At 76.1% G+C, this 17121-nt stretch carries 19 protein-coding genes and 1 pseudogene; 15 read left to right on the top strand and 5 right to left on the bottom strand.

Annotated elements, in window-relative coordinates:
• A partial coding sequence (locus E1165_RS22380; RefSeq protein ID WP_132393730.1) for a CDP-alcohol phosphatidyltransferase family protein occupies positions 1-717 on the bottom strand: 717 nt, incomplete at its 3' end.
• Positions 718-811: 94 nt separating this feature from the next.
• Between E1165_RS22380 and E1165_RS22375 the strand changes: the two genes are divergently transcribed.
• The 12 genes and pseudogenes from E1165_RS22375 to E1165_RS30820 all read left to right on the top strand — a co-directional run.
• A complete protein-coding gene (locus tag E1165_RS22375) occupies positions 812-1789 on the top strand; it encodes a zinc-binding alcohol dehydrogenase (RefSeq protein ID WP_132393729.1) in 978 nt (325 codons plus the stop codon).
• Between the two features lie 2 nt (positions 1790-1791).
• Entirely contained in the window at positions 1792-2190 is a 399-nt protein-coding gene (locus E1165_RS22370; RefSeq protein WP_132393728.1) for a 6-carboxytetrahydropterin synthase, read from the top strand.
• A 4-nt stretch (positions 2191-2194) separates the two neighbouring features.
• Entirely contained in the window at positions 2195-3229 is a 1035-nt protein-coding gene (locus E1165_RS22365; RefSeq protein ID WP_132393727.1) for a glycosyltransferase family 4 protein, read from the top strand.
• Positions 3226-4047 (top strand): class I SAM-dependent methyltransferase, encoded by an 822-nt coding sequence (locus E1165_RS22360; RefSeq protein WP_132393726.1) that lies wholly within the window; start codon positions 3226-3228, stop codon positions 4045-4047. The genes E1165_RS22365 and E1165_RS22360 overlap by 4 nt, the downstream gene beginning before the upstream one ends.
• A 55-nt stretch (positions 4048-4102) precedes the next feature.
• Positions 4103-5128: a lysylphosphatidylglycerol synthase domain-containing protein gene (locus E1165_RS22355; RefSeq protein ID WP_132393725.1), complete on the top strand. Its 1026-nt coding sequence runs from the start codon at positions 4103-4105 to the stop codon at positions 5126-5128.
• Positions 5129-5140: 12 nt separating this feature from the next.
• A complete protein-coding gene (ribA, locus tag E1165_RS22350) occupies positions 5141-5797 on the top strand; it encodes a GTP cyclohydrolase II (RefSeq protein ID WP_132393724.1) in 657 nt (218 codons plus the stop codon).
• A 4-nt stretch (positions 5798-5801) separates the two neighbouring features.
• Positions 5802-6536, top strand: coding sequence for a dihydrofolate reductase family protein (locus E1165_RS22345; protein WP_243704928.1), 735 nt, complete (start codon positions 5802-5804; stop codon positions 6534-6536).
• 142 nt (positions 6537-6678) lie between these two features.
• A complete protein-coding gene (locus tag E1165_RS22340; protein ID WP_132393722.1) occupies positions 6679-7233 on the top strand; it encodes a sigma-70 family RNA polymerase sigma factor in 555 nt (184 codons plus the stop codon).
• 16 nt (positions 7234-7249) lie between these two features.
• The gene (locus E1165_RS22335; RefSeq protein WP_243704927.1) at positions 7250-8008 is read left to right on the top strand and encodes a zf-HC2 domain-containing protein; all 759 of its coding nucleotides are present in this window, start codon (positions 7250-7252) and stop codon (positions 8006-8008) included.
• Between the two features lie 58 nt (positions 8009-8066).
• A complete protein-coding gene (locus tag E1165_RS22330) occupies positions 8067-8762 on the top strand; it encodes a response regulator transcription factor (protein ID WP_132393721.1) in 696 nt (231 codons plus the stop codon).
• Positions 8755-9780 carry a sensor histidine kinase KdpD gene (locus E1165_RS22325; RefSeq protein ID WP_132393720.1) on the top strand — a complete coding sequence of 342 codons (1026 nt, stop codon included), beginning with the start codon at positions 8755-8757 and terminating at the stop codon, positions 9778-9780. Before E1165_RS22330 ends, E1165_RS22325 begins: the two co-directional genes overlap by 8 nt.
• Positions 9781-9846: 66 nt before the next feature.
• Positions 9847-10140, top strand: a pseudogene (locus E1165_RS30820) (pyridoxamine 5'-phosphate oxidase family protein); the annotation flags it as partial.
• 29 nt (positions 10141-10169) lie between these two features.
• Here E1165_RS30820 and E1165_RS22315 read toward each other — a convergent pair.
• The 3 genes from E1165_RS22315 to E1165_RS22305 are packed head-to-tail and all read right to left on the bottom strand — an operon-like array spanning position 10170 to position 12144.
• Complete coding sequence (locus E1165_RS22315) at positions 10170-10799, bottom strand: bifunctional 2-polyprenyl-6-hydroxyphenol methylase/3-demethylubiquinol 3-O-methyltransferase UbiG (protein WP_132393719.1); 630 nt, start codon at positions 10797-10799, stop codon at positions 10170-10172.
• Positions 10796-11473, bottom strand: coding sequence for a DUF2064 domain-containing protein (locus tag E1165_RS22310; RefSeq protein WP_132393718.1), 678 nt, complete (start codon positions 11471-11473; stop codon positions 10796-10798). Before E1165_RS22310 ends, E1165_RS22315 begins: the two co-directional genes overlap by 4 nt.
• On the bottom strand, positions 11470-12144 hold the full coding sequence (locus E1165_RS22305; RefSeq protein WP_132393717.1) for a glycosyltransferase family 2 protein: 675 nt from the start codon (positions 12142-12144) through the stop codon (positions 11470-11472). The genes E1165_RS22310 and E1165_RS22305 overlap by 4 nt, the downstream gene beginning before the upstream one ends.
• A 145-nt stretch (positions 12145-12289) precedes the next feature.
• On the opposite strand from E1165_RS22305, the gene E1165_RS22300 reads away from it, so the two are divergent.
• A complete protein-coding gene (locus tag E1165_RS22300; protein WP_132393716.1) occupies positions 12290-13708 on the top strand; it encodes a hypothetical protein in 1419 nt (472 codons plus the stop codon).
• A gap of 131 nt (positions 13709-13839) precedes the next feature.
• Here the strand turns inward: E1165_RS22300 and E1165_RS22295 are convergent, their stop codons facing one another.
• Positions 13840-14904 (bottom strand): NAD-dependent epimerase/dehydratase family protein, encoded by a 1065-nt coding sequence (locus E1165_RS22295; RefSeq protein WP_132393715.1) that lies wholly within the window; start codon positions 14902-14904, stop codon positions 13840-13842.
• Positions 14905-15234: 330 nt separating this feature from the next.
• Here E1165_RS22295 and E1165_RS22290 point away from each other — a divergent pair, with 330 nt between their 5' ends.
• Together E1165_RS22290 and E1165_RS22285 are read left to right on the top strand one after the other, a co-directional pair.
• Entirely contained in the window at positions 15235-16515 is a 1281-nt protein-coding gene (locus E1165_RS22290; RefSeq protein ID WP_132393731.1) for a molybdopterin-dependent oxidoreductase, read from the top strand.
• Positions 16508-17029 carry a hypothetical protein gene (locus E1165_RS22285; RefSeq protein ID WP_132393714.1) on the top strand — a complete coding sequence of 174 codons (522 nt, stop codon included), beginning with the start codon at positions 16508-16510 and terminating at the stop codon, positions 17027-17029. Before E1165_RS22290 ends, E1165_RS22285 begins: the two co-directional genes overlap by 8 nt.
• Positions 17030-17121 lie beyond the last annotated feature (92 nt).

Raw genomic sequence — 17121 nt, 5'->3', positions numbered from 1 at the left:
GGCCAGGGCCGGGGTGGCGGTGCGGGCCGGGCGGTGCCACCACAGCCAACCGACGTCCCGGCCGAAGGACTCCAACAGCATGGCCACCAGAGCGGCCAGCAGCAGCACGGTCACCAGGTGGGGCAGCACGTCCGCGGCGGCGGTCAGCAGCAGGATGCCCGCCGCCGCGGCGACCACCTTGCGCCAGTACCGCGGCGGCAGCGTGCCCCGCATCCAGGGCAGCACCCAGCTCGCGGCGACGAAGGCGTACCGCATCCCGCCGATCGCCAACACCCACGGTCCGACCACCGGCGCCACGTGCACGCTGAGCATCAGGACCAGGAAGGAGTCGACCTCCATGTCGAAGCGCGCGCCGAGGGCGCTGGTGGTGCCGGTACGCCGGGCCACCCAGCCGTCGACCGCGTCCAGGGCCAGCGCCACCGCGGTCATCGGCACCAACACCGCCAGCGGCACGGGCGAGCCGTCGACGGCATCCACCAGCAGCGCGGTCACCCCGCCCGCCAGCACCGCCCGGGTCAGCGTCACCCGGTCCGCCGGGCCGAGCCGGTCGGCGCGGTGGCGGCGCAGGCCACGCGTCAGCACGGCGCAGAGCCCGATGCCGTACCCCACGCCGGCCAGCCACCCGACGGCGTCGAGCCCGACGGTCGCGGCCAGCACGGCCAACAGGACGATCTGGGCGGTCAGTCCGATCACCGGACCGGTTCGAACCCTGGACACGCTGCCTCCGTGTTTATGATCGACGACCTCGACAGACCAGTACGGAGCGGGCGGCCGATCGGTTCGGTTTCGCAGCCAGATTGGAGACGACCGCGTGAACCGCGATGCCCGTGCGTTCTGGCTCCGCGCCCCCGGAGCTGGGGAGATCCGGTCGGTGACGCTACCGGAGCCCGGTCCGGAGGACGTGCTGGTGCGCAGCGTGTTCTCCGGGGTCAGCCGGGGCACCGAAACCCTGGTGTTCACCGGCGCGGTGCCCGAGAGCCAGTACGCGGCGATGCGCGCCCCGTTCCAGGAGGGGGACTTCCCCGCCCCGGTCAAGTACGGCTACCTCAACGTCGGCGTGGTCGAGCACGGCCCGGCCGACCTGCTCGGACGGACCGTGTTCTGCCTGTACCCGCACCAGACCGCGTACGTGGTGCCGGCCTCGGCGGTGACGCCGGTGCCCGACGGGGTGCCGGCGGCCCGGGCGGTGCTGGCCGGCACCGTGGAGACCGCGGTCAACGCGCTCTGGGACGCCACGCCGATGGTCGGCGACCGGGTCAGCGTGGTCGGCGGCGGGATGGTCGGCTGCGCCGTCGCCGCGCTGCTCGCCCGATTCCCCGGCGTCCGGGTCGAGTTGGTCGACGCCGACCCGGCGCGGGCCGCCGTGGCCGACGCGCTCGGCGTCGGCTTCGCCACACCCGTCGAGGCCACCGGCGGGCGGGACCTGGTGGTGCACGCCAGCGCCACCGACGCCGGGTTGCAGCGGTCGCTGGACCTGCTCGCCCCGGAGGGCACCGTGGTCGAGCTGAGCTGGTACGGCGACCGGCCGGTACGGCTGTCGCTGGGCGGGGCGTTCCACTCCGGCCGGTTGACGATCCGCAGCAGCCAGGTCGGCACGGTGTCGCCGAACCGGGCCCGGCGCAGCTACGCGCAGCGGCTCGCGCTGGCCCTGGGCCTGCTGGCGGACCCGGCGTTCGACGCGTTGCTGACCGGCCGGTCGCGGTTCACGGACCTGCCCGACGTGCTCGACCGACTCGCCGCGGGGAGCCTCCCCGCGCTCTGCCACCTCATCACCTACGACGGGAAGTGACCGTGTTCAGCGTGACCGTACGGGACCACATCATGATCGCCCACAGCTTCCGGGGGGAGGTCTTCGGGCCGGCGCAGAAGCTGCACGGGGCCACCTTCGTGGTGGACGCCACGTTCCGCCGCGCCGAGCTCGACGGCGACGGCATCGTGGTCGACATCGGCCTGGCCACCACCGAACTGAAGGCGGTCCTGGCCGAGCTGAACTACCGCAACCTGGACGACGAGCCGGCCTTCGCCGGGGTCAACACCACCACCGAGGTGCTGTGCCGGACCGTCGCCGACCGGCTGGCCGACCGGGCGCACGCCGGCGGGCTGGGCGAGGGCGCCCACGCGCTGACCGGGATCACCGTCACGCTGCACGAGTCCCACGTCGCCTGGGCGAGCTACGAGCGGTCGCTGTAGGCCCGTGTCGGTGGTACACGTCGTCCTTCCCGGCGACATCGACGACCCGGCGACCCCCAGCGGCGGCAACCACTACGACCGCCGGGTCTGCGCCGGGCTGGCGGCGCTGGGCTGGGCGGTCCACGAACACGGCGTACCCGGGGACTGGCCGCACCCCGACGCCGCGGCGCGGGCCCGCCTGGCCGGGCTGCTCGCGGGCCTGCCCGACGGCACGCCGGTGCTGCTGGACGGCCTGGTCGCCTCGGTGGTGCCGGACGTCCTCGCGCCGCACGCCGGCCGGCTGCGGCTGGTCGTGCTGGTGCACATGCCGCTGGAGGGCGACGCCGAGGCCGCGGCGCTCGGCTGCGCCGCCGCCGTCGTCACCACGAGCGGGTGGACCCGCGACCGGCTGCGGCAGCGGTACCGGCTCGCCCCGGACCGGGTGCACGTGGCCGCCCCCGGCGTCGAGCCGGCCCCGGCCGCCGCCGGCACGGCGGCCGGCACCCGACTGCTGTGCGTCGCGACGGTGGTCCCGCACAAGGGGCACGACCTGCTGGTGGACGCCCTCGCCGAGGTCGCCGGGTTGCCGTGGGAACTGGACTGCGTCGGCGCGCTGACCCGCGACCCGGCGTACGTGGCGGGGCTGCGCCGGCAGGTCGCCGACCGGGGGCTCACCGCACGGGTACGGTGGGCCGGTCCGCTGGTCGGCACCGACCTGGCCACCGCGTACGCCGACGCCGACCTGCTGGTCCTCGCCTCGCGCGGCGAGACCTACGGGATGGTCGTCACCGAGGCCCTGGCCCGCGGCCTGCCGGTGCTCGCCACGGCGGTCGGCGGGGTGCCGGAGGCGCTCGGCCGGGCTCCCGGCGGCGATCGGCCCGGCCTGCTGGTCGGCCCGGACGACCCGGTGGCCCTGGCCGACGCGCTACGTCGCTGGCTGGACGGGCCGGAGCTGCGGCAACGGCTGCGCCGCGCCGCGCGGGACCGGCGCGACGCCCTGGCCAACTGGCCGGCCACCTCGACCGTGATCGCCCATGTCCTAAACGGAGTGAGGGTATGACCCTGCTTGCCACCGAACCCTTCGCCGACTGGCTCGCCCTGCGGGAGCAGGCCGACGCCGACGCCCGCGCCGACGACCTCGTCGACCGGCTCCGGCCCCGGCTGGCCACCGACCGGCCGCTGGTCGTGCACGACCTGGGCAGCGGCACCGGCTCGATGGCCCGCTGGCTGGCCCCCCGGCTGCCCGGCCCGCAACACTGGATCCTGTACGACCGGGACCCCGGCCTGCTCGACCGGGCACGTGCCCACCCGCCCGTGGCGGCCGACGGCAGCCACGTCACCCTGGAGACCCGGCGGACGGACATCACCCGGCTGACCGCCACCGACCTGGCCGGGGCGGGCCTGGTCACCGCGTCGGCGCTGCTGGACATGCTGACCGCCGCGGAGATCGACCGGGTCGTCGCCGCCTGCGCCGGCAGCGGTCGTCCGGCGCTGTTCGCGCTCTCCGTCGTCGGGCGCGTGACGTTCGACCCGGCGGACCCGCTGGACGGCGAGGTCGCCGCCGCGTTCGACGACCACCAGCGCCGCACGGTCGACGGCCGGACCCTGCTCGGGCCGGACGCCGCCGCGGCGGCCGTCGCCGCGTTCACCCGGCACGGCGTCCCCACCACCGTACGGTCCACGCCGTGGCGGCTCGGGCCGACGCAGGCCGCGCTGACCGCCGAGTGGTTCACCGGCTGGCTGGCGGCCGCCGTCGAGCAGCGCCCCGACCTCGCCGGCCGGACCGCCGGGTACGCCCGCCGCCGGCTCGACGCCGCGACCGGGGGCGAACTGACCGTCACGGTCGGGCACGACGACCTGCTCGCCGGGGTGGAATGAACCGCTGGGCCGCGCGGTACGTGCAAGGAGGTGACGATCTTCCGAGGAGGCCCCCGTGTCACAGGCTGCCGGCGACCCGCCCCCCACGCCCGGCCGGTCCGCCTGGCCCTGGGTGAGCAACCTCGGCGGGGTGGCGCTCGTGGCGGGACTGCTGTGGTGGCTGGGCACCGGCCCGGCGCTGGCCGCGCTGCGCCGTATCGACGCGCCGGCCCTGCTGGCGGCGCTGCTGCTCGGCGCCCTGGCCACGGTCAGCTGCGCCTGGCGGTGGCGGCTGGTCGCCGAGGGGCTCGGCGTGCGGCTGCCGCTGGGCGCCGCCGTCGCCCACTGCTACCGGTCGGTCTTCCTCAACGCCACCCTGCCCGGCGGGATGCTCGGCGACGTGCACCGGGCGGTCCGGCACGGCCGGGACGCCGGCGACGTCGGGCGGGCCGTGCGCGCCGTGGTCTGGGAACGCGGCGCCGGGCAGGTGATCCAGGTAACGGTCGCGGCGCTGCTGCTGCTGGCGCTGCCCTCGCCGGTGCGGCCGTACCTGCCGGCCGTCGTGGCGGTGGCGGGAGCCGCCACGCTCGGGGTGGTGCTGCTGGTCCGGGCGCTGCCCCGGTCCGGCCCGTCGCGTCGGGCCCGCGCGCTGCGCGCCGCCGCGGCCGACGTCCGCGCGGGCCTGCTCGGCCGCCGCACCGCGCCCGGCGTGCTACTGACCTCGGTGGTGGCGGTCGGCTGCCACCTGGCCACCTTCGTGCTCGCGGCCCGGGTCGCCGGGGCCACCGCCCCACTGGCCGACCTGCTGCCGTTGACCCTGCTGGCGTTGCTGGCCATGGCGTTGCCGGCCAACATGGCCGGCTTCGGCCCCCGGGAGGGCACGGCCGCGTGGGCGTTCGGCGCCGCCGGACTGGGCGCCGCCCAGGGGGTGTCCGCCGCCCTGGTGTACGGCGCCCTGGTGCTGGTCGCCGCCCTTCCCGGCGCCGCCCTGCTGCTGTTGCGGCGTGGATCGATCCGATTCCGGGTACGGTCCACGGCTCGTACGGTGAACCAGGCTGGTTCCGCCGCGCTACCCGCTACCGGGCTGGCCGGTAGCCTCTGACGGAGGAGACACATGTTCGAAGCACTGCCGGTCGCGACGGTCCGCACGCAGGTCACGGTTCCCCTCCGGTTCCCCGACGGATACGCCACCACAGCCCGGGTGTTCTCGTTCGACGGGTTGGTGGACGGGCGGGAACACCTGGCGTTCGGGCTGGGTGACTGGGCGGGCGCGCTGCGGCGGTATCCCTCCGGCGGGCCCGCGCCGCTGGTCCGCCCGCACAGCGAGTGCCTGACCGGGGACGTCTTCGGCAGCCAGCGCTGCGACTGCGGGCCGCAGCTGCGCGAGGCGGTGGAACGCATCACCGACGCCGGCGGGTTCCTGCTCTACCTGCGGCAGGAGGGCCGGGGCATCGGCCTGTACCCGAAGCTGGACGCGTACGCCCTCCAGGACGCCGGCCTCGACACGTACGAGGCGAACCGGGCGCTCGGCCACGGCGAGGACGAGCGCGACTACCGGGCCGCCGCGCAGATGCTCGCGGTGCTGGGAGTGGAGCAGTTGGCCCTGCTCAGCAACAACCCGGAGAAGGCGGAACAGCTCGGCCGGCTCGGGGTGACGGTGACCGAGATGGTTTCCACCGGGGTGTTCCTCTCCCCCGCCAACGCCGACTACCTGGCGGCGAAGGCAAGCCGGGCGGCCACCCGCACCGCCGACGCGCCCGCGTTGAACTGACATGGTGGGCGTACCGACCACACCGGCGGTAGCCACGAGCTCCGGGTCGCCCGGCCGGCCGTACGTGCTGCTCAGCTGCGCCACCTCGATCGACGGCTACATCGACGACGCCACCGAGCAGCGGCTGATGCTCTCCAACGACGAGGACCTCGACCGCATCGACGCGGTCCGGGCCGGCTGCGACGCCATCCTGGTCGGCGCCGGCACGGTCCGCCGCGACGATCCGCGCCTGGTGGTCCGCTCCGAACGGCTGCGGCGGGCACGGGTGGCCCGGGGGCTGCCGCCGTCGCCGGCGAAGGTCACCCTGACCGCTCGGGGTGACCTCGACCGCCGGGCCCGGTTCTTCACCGTCGGCGACGCCGAACGGTTCGTCTACTGTGCCTCGCCGGCGGTGGAGAAAACCACCGAGTTGCTGGACGGCCTGGCCACCGTGGTCGACGCCGGCGACCCGGTGGACCACGGCCGGGTCCTGGCCGACCTGGCCGGGCGGGGCGTCGGGCGACTGATGGTCGAGGGCGGCGGGACGGTACACGCGCAGTTCCTCACCGCCGGGCTCGCCGACGAGCTGCACCTGGTGGTCGCCCCGTTCTTCGTGGGCGACCGCCGGGCGCCGCGGTTCGTCGCGGACGGCCGTTTCCCCTGGCATTCGGGCCGACGGGCCCGGGTCGCCGAGGTCCGCCAGATCGGCGACGTGGTGCTGCTACGGTACGCCCTGTCGGAGCGTTGTGGCGATTCGTGATCCGCGACATGCTGTCGTCGTTGAACCACCGGGCGTGGCCGTCCGTACCATTCGACGCGGCCGACCGACGGCCTACCACTGTCCGTCGTAGCGTCGGGAGGCCACGTCGGACGATACGCTGCGACGGGTACCGGAGGTCAGGGTGTTCGCGGAGGGCGACGACCAGCAGGTGACGGCCTGGGCGCTGGCGGCCGGCCGGGGCGACCCGCAGGCTCTGGCCGCGTTCGTCCGGGCCACCCAGGCGCAGACCTGGCGCTTCCTGCGCCATCTGCTCGCCTCGGCCGAGACCGACGACCTGGTCCAGGAGACCTACCTGCGGGCGATGCGGTCGCTGCCCCGGTTCGCCGGCCGCTCCTCCGCCCGCACCTGGCTGTTCAGCATCGCCCGCCGGGTCGCCGCCGACCATCTGCGCGCGCTGCGCGCCCGGCCGGAGGTGATCGGCCTGGACGGCCGGGAGCCGCCGGCGGAGGGACGGTTCGAGAACGGGGTGGTCCTCGACCAGTTGCTGTGGGAGCTGCCGGTGGACCGGCGGGAGGCGTTCGTCGCCACCCAGGTGCTCGGGCTGTCGTACGCCGAGGCGGCCGAGGTGTGCGGCTGCCCGGTCGGGACCATCCGGTCCCGGGTGGCGCGGGCCCGCGAGGACCTGGTGGCGGCCGTCGAGGGGCGGTCCGGGTGGCGCGCGGGGCGCGTCGGGTGACTACGGGACGGATCCGATGAACGACCTGCGGTACCTGCGCTGCGAGGGATGGCGGGAGATTCTCTCGGCGCACCTGGACGGGGAGGCCACCGCCGAGGAGGCGGGCGCGGCGCAGCGGCACCTCGACTCCTGCCTCGACTGCCACGGCTGGCTGGAGGCCGCCGCCATGGTCAACCGGCGGATCCGCACCCAGGTGGTGACCGGCCTGCCGGACCTGACCGACGCCATTCTCGCCGCCGCGCCGCCGCCCCGGCTGCGCACGACGTGGCGGGCCCGGCTGGTGGTCGGCGCGCGGCTGGTGCTGGGGGTGCTCGGCGCGGGCCAGCTCGTGCTCGGCCTCGCGCAGGCCGGTCGGGGCGCGGTCACCGACCAACTGCACCCGGCCGGGCAGCACCTGTGGCACGAGGCCGCCGCCTGGAACGTGGCCGTCGGGGCGGGTTTCCTCTTCGTGGCGTTGCGCCGCAGCCCACCGGCGGGTCTCCTGCCGACGCTGAGCGCGTTCGTCGCCACCCTGGTGCTGCTGTCGGTCAACGACGTCGTGACCGCGCGGGTGGACCTGTCGCGGCTGGTCAGCCACGCGTTCCTGATCGCCGGGTACGCGGTCACGGTGCTGCTGTCCCGGCCGGCGCTGCGCTCGGGTTGGCCGCCACCGGGCACCGGGCGCCCGGGCCGCTCGCGGTGGCGGCTGCGGCTGGACGACACCGACCAGCCGCCGGTGGGACCGGTGCCGACCCAGCCGTACGGGGCGCACGCCGCCGACCACTGGGCGGCCTGAGCCACGTCGCCCGTCCGGTACGCCGTTACGCTGAGCCGCACGATCGGGGAGGTGCGGGTTGAGCCAACGGGTGCTGGTCGTCGACGACGACCGGACCGTCGCCGATGTGGTCTGCCGATACCTGCGGCACGCCGGCTACCGGGTGGACCACGTCTCCGACGGCCCGGCCGCGCTGGCGGCCGTCGCCGCGGCGCCGCCGCAGCTGGTCGTCCTCGACGTGATGCTGCCCGGGCTGGACGGGCTGGAGGTCTGCCGGCGGCTGCGGCAGCGTCCGGACGGCATACCCATCGTGATGTTGACCGCCCGTGGCGACGAGGCCGACCGCATCCTGGGCCTGCAACTGGGCGCGGACGATTACCTCGGCAAGCCGTTCTCCCCCCGGGAGCTGGTGCTGCGGGTCCGTTCGGTGCTGCGCCGGGCCGGCGGCGAACCGGCCTCGGCGGTGTCGGAGGTGCTTTCCGACGGCGGTCTCGTCGTGGAGACCGGTCCCCGGGTGGCCGGGCTGCACGGCCGCGAGCTGTCCCTGACGTTGCGGGAGTTCGACCTGCTGGCCCACCTGATGCGGCATCCGGCCCGGGCGTTCCGCCGCGCCGAGCTGCTGGAACAGGTGTGGGGGTGGCGGTTTGGCGACCAGTCCACGGTGACCGTGCACGTGCGCCGGCTGCGGGAGAAGATCGAGGTGGACCCGGCCGACCCCCGGCGGATCGTCACGGTCTGGGGCGTCGGCTACCGGTACGAGCCGGTCGATGGCTGACCTCGCCCTGATCTTCGGCGCGGCGCTCACGGCCGCCTGCGCCGTCGGGCTGCTCGGAGCCGGCGCGTTGCGGCTGCTGCGGGGCCGGTCGATCACCGTGCACATCACCGTGTTGCTGGTGATGACGGTGGGCGCCGTGGTGGCCGGGGTGGCGGTGGTCGCCGAGGCGATGTTCCTCTCCCCACACGACCTGGAGGTCGTGCTGATCACCGTGTCGGCGGGGGCGGTGGTGAGCCTCGCCGTGGGGTGGCTGTTCGGGCGGCGGCTCGCCGCGGCGGCGGTCTGGGCCGACCAGGCGCGGGAACGGGAACGGCGGATCGAGAAGGGCCGCCGTGACCTGGTCGCCTGGGTGTCGCACGACCTGCGTACACCGCTGGCCGGGCTGCGGGCGATGGCCGAGGCCCTGGAGGACCGGGTGGTCGCCGACCCGGCCACGGTCGACGAGTACCACCGCCGTATCCGGGTGGAGACCGACCGGATGACCCGACTGGTGGACGACCTGTTCGAGCTGTCCCGGATCAACGCGGGGGCGCTGCGGCTGTCGCTGTCGGCCGTACCGCTGGGCGACGTGGTCTCCGACGCTCTCGCCGGCACCGCGCCGCTGGCCGCGGCCCGGCGGATCCGGCTGGTCGCCGCCAACTCCGGCTGGCCCACCGTGCTCGGCAGCGAGCCGGAGCTGACCCGGGTGGTGGGCAACCTGCTGCTCAACGCGGTCCGCTACACGCCGCCGCACGGGACGGTCCGGGTCGACGCCGGCCGCGACGGCGACGACGCCTGGCTGGCCGTCGCCGACACCTGCGGCGGCATCCCCGACGACGATCTGCCCCGGGTGTTCGACGTGGCGTTCCGGGGTGAACCGGCGCGCACCCCCCGGCCGGGCAACGGCGGCGTCGAGGGCTCCGGCGGGCTGGGCCTGGCCATCGTGCGCGGGCTGGTCGAGGCGCACGGCGGCCGGGTGTCCGTGCAGAACGTCACCGGCGGATGCCGCTTCGCGGTACGCCTGCCGCTGGCGCGGTGAGCACGCCGACCGGTCGGGCGACCGGCGCGCGGGGCCACTGACTGCTGTCCCGGCCGGCGCTGCGGGCCGGTCTTGCGCGACGACCCGCGCTGGCCGGCCCTGATAGCCCACTTCCCGACCATCGACCCTGCACGGGCTTTGCGCGATCATCGTGGTGCGCGCCGAGCTGATCCGCGACACGGGCGGCTACGCCGTGCCGTTCATGACCTACGACGGTGACCGCGAGCTGCACGCCCAGCGCTTCACGCGCAAGGACGACGAGTCGCTCGGCGCGTACTTCGGGAAGAAGGAGCCGTCGCGACCAGCCTCGACGGGCTGCCCGGGCTACCGCTGCCACCGACGCCGGTCACCCACGCCTGAGCGGTCGTGGCGCAGGACACGGCCGCCGGTCAGGGCACGGCCAGTCCGGCGAACCAGCGCCGGCCGGCCCGGAACACCTCGCGGACGGCCAGGCCGGCCCGGGTCGCCGTGTCGTGCACCGCCCCCGCGTCCAGCCGCGCCCAGCGGAAGACCGGCCCCCGGTCCCGTCCCGACACCACGTGGGCCAGCCCCTGCCAGCTGCCCGCGCCCGGCGGGTCCAGTTCCACCAGCACCGTGCCGGCGGGTCCGAGCAGCGACCGGCACCGGCTCAGCAACGCCACCGGGTCACCACCGATGCCGATGTTGCCGTCGAGCAGCACGACGTGCGCCCACCGGCCCTCCGCCGGCAGCCGGTCGAACAGGTCGGCGCGCACGGCCACCGCGCCGCGGGCACGGGTCAGCGCGACCGCGCGGGCCGAGACGTCCACCCCGAGCGCGGTCAGCCCCGCCCGGGTCAGCGCCACGGTGAGCCGACCAGGTCCGCAGCCCAGGTCCAGGGTCGGGCCGGCGCAGCGGGCGACGACCGGGCCGGTGGCCGGCTCCGCCGGGCCGTGCCACCGGTCGACCGCCAGGCGGCGGCGAACCCCGTCGGGACCCACCAGCCAGTGCGCCCCGGCGTCGCGGTCGCGCAGGGCGGTGGCGAAGCCCTCGGCGCTCACCGGCCCGCCGCCACCAGCTCGCGCCGGAACGCGCCGACCTCCCGGCCGAACCGGCCATCCGGCGACAACGCCGCCACCACGAGCGCGTCAGCCCAACCGTCCACGTCCCGCAGCACCGGCAGCGGCGCGACCCGCATGCTGCCTCGGGTCAGCGCCGCCCAGGTCAGCTCGCCGGTGTCGGCGGTGGACATCGGCACCGCGCGCAGCGCGGCAGCCCGCCTGGGGTCGCGCAAGCCCAGCGCCCACCAGCCGCCGTCGACGGCCCGGCCCAGGACCGCGTCGACGTCGTTCAACCGGCGTACGGCGTCGTCCAGCACGGCCGGGGTGAGCTGCGGGGTGTCCATACCGACCTGAAGCACCGCCCGTCCCGGGAACCCGTCGGCGACGTCGGCGTGGGCGTGGGCGAGCCGCTCGGCCAGGCCGGCCCCGCGCTGCGGCAGGACGGTCCACCCGGCTGTGGCGGCGGTCAGCGCGGCGGCGTCCACCCCGTCTGCGAGGCGACCGGCCAACGCCAGCACCGGGGTCACCCCCGGAGTGGCGGTGACGGCCGCGAGGGTGTCGCGCAGCGCGGCGGCGGCGATCCGGGCCGCCCGTGCGGGAGTGGCGGGTGGACACAGCCGGGTCTTGACCGCCCCGGGCACCGGCGCCTTCGCCATCACCAGCAGCACGGTCACCGGTGACCGTCCACACCGCGCAGCACGGCGGCGAAGTCGCGGGTGGCGCGCAGCGTGCCGCGTATCGAGCCGGAGACCTTGGAGCGGGTGCCGGCCGCGCGGGGGGCGTACCGGACGTCCCGCTCGTGGATGCGCCAGCCGGCGGCGGCGGCCCGGATCAGCAGTTCCAGCGGGTAGCCGAAGGCCCGGTCGGTGACCCCGAGGGCGAGCAGCGCCTCGCGGCGGGCCACCCGGATCGGGCTGAGGTCCCGCAGCGGCACTCCCCGGTGCCGTAGCAGCGCGGCGACCAGCGCCGTCCCGGCCCGGGCGTGCCACGGCCACACCCCGGCGCGGACCGGCCGGCGGCGGCCCACCGCCAGGTCGGCGGTGCCGGCGGCGACCGGGGCGACCAGGGCCGGCAGCTCCCCGGGGTCGAAGGAGCCGTCGGCGTCGAGCACGCACACCAGTTCCGTCCGGGCGGCCTCGATGCCGGCGTGCACGGCCGCCCCGTATCCCCGGCGGGGTTCGCGCACCACCCGGGCGCCGTGCCGGGCGGCCACCTCAGGCGAGCCGTCCCGGGAGCCGTTGTCCACCACGATCGCCCGGTAACCGGGGGGCAGCGCGGCCAGCACGCCCGGCAGGGCGGCGGCCTCGTCGAGGCAGGGCAGCACCACGTCGATCTGTGTCGGCATGCCGCCGACGTTAGGTGTCCCACCCGCCCGCCGGGGCGCGCACCGGCCTTACAGAACCCTTACCGAGCAGGGATTTCTTACCGTCCCGTGACGGAACGGCGGTTGCGCTGACGGCCGGGCGGGCACGCCGTACCGTCCGGTCGACATGAGACCCGCGACCACCGTCGACCGCTCGCCCGCCGACCGCCACTCCCGGGGCGACCTCGTCGTACTGGCCCTGGAGGCGGTGCTCCTGGTGGCCGCCGTGGTGGTCGGCGCCGTGCTCAACCACCGGGGGGTGGGCCTGCACGCCGACGCCGCGCCGATCTACGCCACCTGGCGACCCCACGTGGGGTGGGGCACCCCGGCGGCGGTGCTGGTAGCGCTGGCCGTCCTCGGTCCCGGATGGCGGTGGGCCCGGACCGCCCGGTGGGCGCCGCTGCTGGTGGCCGCCTGGCTGGCGGCGGTGGCCTGGACCATCGCGTTGGCCCTGGTGGACGGATGGTCTGCCGGGCTCACCCGCCGGCTCACCGTGCAGGCCGAGTACCTGCACGAGGTGCCGGGGGTGACCGACGTGCCCCGGATGCTGGCCGGTTTCGCCGACCGGATCCTGGACTTCCAGCCGGACTCCTGGTCGACGCACACCGCCGGGCACCCACCGGGCGCGCTGCTGGTCTTCGTCGGGTTGGACCGCCTGGGCCTCGGCGGCGGTGCCGTCGCGGCGCTGGTCTGTGTCCTGGTCGGGGCGACGGTGACCGTGTCGGTTCCGGCCGCGCTGCGGGCGCTGGGCGCCGCCGACGCGGCCCGGGCCGTGCTGCCGTTCCTGGTGCTGCTGCCGGGCGCGGTCTGGGTGGGCGCCTCCGGCGACGGTCTCTTCACCGGGGTGGTCGCCGCCGGGTTGGCCCTGCTGGCGGCCCGCCGGCCGGTCACCGCGCTGGCCGGCGGGCTGCTGCTCGGCTTCGCGCTGTACCTGTCGTACGGCTTCGTGCTGGTCGGACCGCTCGCCCTGGCGGTGCTGGCGCTGCGTACGGCGGGTCGGGTCAGGGCGCTGCTCGCCGGGGCGGCCGGGGTCGGCGTGGTCGTGGTGGCCTTCACCCTGGCCGGCTTCGCCTGGTGGGAGGGGTACGACCGGGTGGTGGAGCGGTACTACCAGGGCTGGGCCGTCGACCGCCCGTACGGCTACTGGGTCTGGGCGAACCTGGCCGCGCTGCTGCTGTCGGCCGGTCCGGTGCTCGGGCCGGCGCTGCGCCGCGCCCTACTCGCCGCCCGGACGGGCGAACGGAACGCCGCCGGATTCACGACCGGCACGACGCCGCCGACCGGACGGTGGTGGCCGGCAGGGTTGCCGGACAGGCTCCGGGCGTTCGGCCCGGCGGTGGTCCTGTCCGGGTCCGCCGCGCTGGCGGTGCTGGGCGCGGACCTGTCCGGGCTGAGCAAGGCCGAGGTGGAGCGGATCTGGCTGCCGTTCGTGGTCTGGCTGCTGGCCGCCACCGCGCACCTGCCGGCGCGCCACCGCCGCTGGTGGCTCGCCGGGCAGGCCGCCACCGCGCTGGCCGTCAACCACCTGCTGTTCACCGTCTCCTGACCGCCGCCGCCTACCGTGCACGCATTGCGGTGGATCGGGGTGACCGGCGGCCGGAAACGCCCACGCGCCGCATTCCGAGCCGGCCCGTGTTCCGGTCCGGCGGCGCGACGGGTGGTGGGGAGGTGGACGGTTCAGGCCGGTACGGCGGCGGGCTCGCGCAGCGGGTCGGTGGCGAAGGCGGTCACCCCGTCATCGAAACCGACCCGGGCGGTGTAGCCGAGCAACTCCCGGGCGCGACGAGGGTCGGCCACCACGTGCCGCACGTCGGCGGCGCGCGCCCCGCCCACCACCTCGGGCGCTGGCCCGCCCATCGCGGACGCCAGCACCGCGGCCAACTCGCCGACGGTGCGCGGCTCGCCGGAACAGACGTTGACCGGGATCAGCGCGCCGTCCGGGGCGGGCGCGGCGAGCGCCAACAGGTTCACCCGCGCCACGTCGGTGACGTGCACGAAGTCCCGCCGTTGCCGGCCGTCCTCGTACACCCGGGGCGGGCGGCCGTCGGCGAGGGCGGAGCGGAAGATCGAGGCGACCCCGGCGTACGGGGTGTCCCGGGGCATCCGGGGACCGTAGACGTTGTGGTACCGCAACGCCCAGACGCCCCCACCGGTCTGGCGGGCCCAGGCGGCGGCGAGGTGTTCCTGGGCCAGTTTGCTGGCCGCGTACGTGCTGCGCGGCTCCAGCGGGGCGTCCTCGGGAACCAGGGCCGGGGCGAGCGGACCGGCGCAGTGCCCGCAGGTGGGGTCGTAGCGCCCCTCGGCCAGGTCGGCGGGGCGGCGAGGGGCTGGGCGGACGACACCGTGCCGGGCGCACTCGTAGCGTCCCTCACCGTAGACCACCATGGAGCTGGCCAGCACCAGGCGGGACACGCCGGCCCGGTGCATCGCGGCGAGCAGCACCGCCGTGCCGTAGTCGTTGTGGCTGGCGTAGTCGGGGGCGTCCGACGGGTCCAGCCCGTGCCCGACCATCGCCGCCTGGTGGCTGACCGCGTCCACCCCGGTCAGCAGCCGGTCGAGCAGCGCCGGGTCCCGGACGTCGCCGACGACCGGGGCGTGCCGGCGGGACCACTCGGGCAGCCCGCCCCCGTGCGCCTGCGGCAGCAGCGCGTCCAGGCACACCACCTGGTGCCCCTCGGCGACGAGCAGGTCCGCGACCTGCGATCCGATGAATCCGGCCGCGCCGGTGACCAGTACCCGCATGTCGGCCAGGCTAGGCCAGTCGGGCAGCCCGGCGGACCGGTACGGCGCCGCACGTCAGCACTCCGTAAGGGACCGACGGTAAGCGTTCGGTAATCCGGCGAACCGGGCCGAGGCCCGGCGAGGCCGTCTAGCGTCCCGGAGGACAGGTGCCGCACTTCAGGAGGAGCCGTGCCCGCCACGCCGTCGTCGTCCGGCCCGGACGGCCCGCGCCAGGAGTCCGGGCGCACCGGATCCGGTCCGACCGGTGCCACCCCACCCGGGTCGCCCGCCGCCCGGAACGGGACGGCCGCCCGGACCGCCGGGCCAGCCGGGTACGCCGGCCCGGCGGGGCTGTGGCGCGCGCTGGATCGGCACCGCCCGCCGGGTGCGGACGCCGTCGCCGACGCCTGGCGCAGCCCGGTACGCGGCCCGTGGCTGACCTCGGTGCTCGGCGCGGTGCTGCTCGTGACGCTGCCGCTGGTGCTGGTCACGGGTCTGCTCGACTGGATCGCCTACGGCCCCGGCCTCGACCAGGCGTTTCCCCGCGCAGTGGGTTGGCTGCGACCGCCGGTGTTCGACTGGCCGACCCGTCCGGCCTGGCTGTTCCGCCTCACCCAGGGGCTGCACGTGACGCTCGGTGTCGTGTTGGTCCCGGTGGTCCTGGCCAAGCTCTGGTCGGTGCTGCCGAAGCTGTTCGCCTGGCCGCCGGCCCGCTCGGTGGCCCAGGCGCTGGAGCGGCTGTCGTTGCTGCTGCTGGTCGGGGGGATCCTCTTCGAGACGGTCACCGGCCTGCTCAACGTCCAGTACGCGTACCTGTTCGGCTTCGACTTCTACACCGCGCACTGGTACGGCGCCTGGGTCTTCACCGCAGCCCTGGTCACCCACGGGACGATCATGCTGCCCCGGATGGTGGCCGCGCTGCGCCGGCCGGGTTCCGGTCGTACCCCGGTCGAGCGGAGCGGGCCGGAGCCGGCGGATCCCGACGCCCTGGCGGCCCGGCGGCCCGGGCCGGCCACGACGAGCCGGCGCGGGGTGCTGGCACTGACCGGCGGCGCGGCGGCGTTGCTGGCGGCGCTCACCGTCGGGCAGAGCCTGGACGGCCCGCTGCGCCGCACCGCCCTGCTGCTGCCCCGGGGCCGGCAGCCCGACGACGGGCCGAACGGCTTCCCGGTCAACCGCACCGCCGCCGCGGCCGGCATCCAACCCGAGGAGGCCGGCGAGGCATGGCGGCTGACGCTGCGCGCCGGCGGGCGCACGGTCGACCTGGACCGCTCGGCGCTGCTGGCGATGGCCCAGCACACCGCCCGGTTGCCGATCGCCTGCGTGGAGGGCTGGTCGACGTCGCAGGCCTGGACCGGGGTACGGCTGCGCGACCTGGCCACGCTGGTGGGCGCGGCGGAGCCGGCCGTCGCCCGGGTGGCCTCGCTGGAACGTACCGGCCTGTTCCGCCGGGCCGCGCTGAACGCCGGTCAGGTCCGCGACCCGGACGCGCTGCTCGCCCTGCGGGTCAACGGGGTCGACCTCTCCCCCGACCACGGCTTCCCGGCCCGGGTGATCGTGCCGGCCCTGCCCGGCGTGCACTGCACCAAGTGGGTCCGCGAGATCACCTTCGAGGAGGCCGACGGTGACTGAGTTCCGACGCCGCTACGGGGCGGCACCCGGGCACCTGCTGCTCCTGCTCGGCTGTTTCGCCGTGGCCGGCTGGGTCGTGTTGCGGCTGGCCGGGGAACCGACCGCCGGCCGGATGCTGCTGTGGTTCCTCGGCGCGGTGGTCGTCCACGACCTGGTGCTCTTTCCGGCGTACGCGCTGGTCGACCGGGCGCTGCGGGCGGTCCTGGCCGGGGGGAGGCCGGCCACGGGTCACCCGGCGGGTCGCGGGCGCCGACGACCGTCGGCGCTGAACCACGTGCGCGTCCCGGCGCTCGCGGCCGGGCTGCTGTTCCTCGTGTACCTGCCCGGTGTCCTCGGGTGGGGCGACGGTACCTACTCGGCGGCGACGGGTCTGCGACCTCGACCGATGCTGGACCGCTGGCTGGCGCTCACCGGCGTGCTCTTCGCCGCCAGCGCGGCGGTGTACGTTCTGCGCCGGCTCCGGCACGCCGTACGTGGTGCCGGCCCGGCGGCCGGTGGACCGGGTTGGCGCTGACGGGCGGCGGGGCCGGCGGTCTCCACAGACCTGCGGACCTGCCAACGCGCCCGCCCCGGCCGCTCGTGGCAGACCGGGGCGGGGCGGGTGCG

This window comes from Micromonospora sp. KC723 (genome assembly GCF_004348595.1).
In the GTDB taxonomy this organism is placed as follows: domain Bacteria; phylum Actinomycetota; class Actinomycetes; order Mycobacteriales; family Micromonosporaceae; genus Micromonospora.
The sequence above is the reverse complement of the archived record's forward strand: the minus strand, read 5'-3'. Positions and strand labels throughout refer to the sequence as shown.

What these genes read in the sequence shown, in the direction of transcription:
- E1165_RS22360 (WP_132393726.1), top strand. Translation starts at nt 3,226, where the DNA reads ATGACCCTGCTTGCCACCGAACCCTTCGCCGACTGGCTCGCCCTGCGG.
- ribA (WP_132393724.1), top strand. Translation starts at nt 5,141, where the DNA reads ATGTTCGAAGCACTGCCGGTCGCGACGGTCCGCACGCAGGTCACGGTT.
- E1165_RS22335 (WP_243704927.1), top strand. Translation starts at nt 7,250, where the DNA reads ATGAACGACCTGCGGTACCTGCGCTGCGAGGGATGGCGGGAGATTCTC.
- E1165_RS22325 (WP_132393720.1), top strand. Translation starts at nt 8,755, where the DNA reads ATGGCTGACCTCGCCCTGATCTTCGGCGCGGCGCTCACGGCCGCCTGC.
- E1165_RS22305 (WP_132393717.1), bottom strand. Translation starts at nt 12,144, where the DNA reads ATGCCGACACAGATCGACGTGGTGCTGCCCTGCCTCGACGAGGCCGCC.
- E1165_RS22300 (WP_132393716.1), top strand. Translation starts at nt 12,290, where the DNA reads ATGAGACCCGCGACCACCGTCGACCGCTCGCCCGCCGACCGCCACTCC.
- E1165_RS22295 (WP_132393715.1), bottom strand. Translation starts at nt 14,904, where the DNA reads ATGCGGGTACTGGTCACCGGCGCGGCCGGATTCATCGGATCGCAGGTC.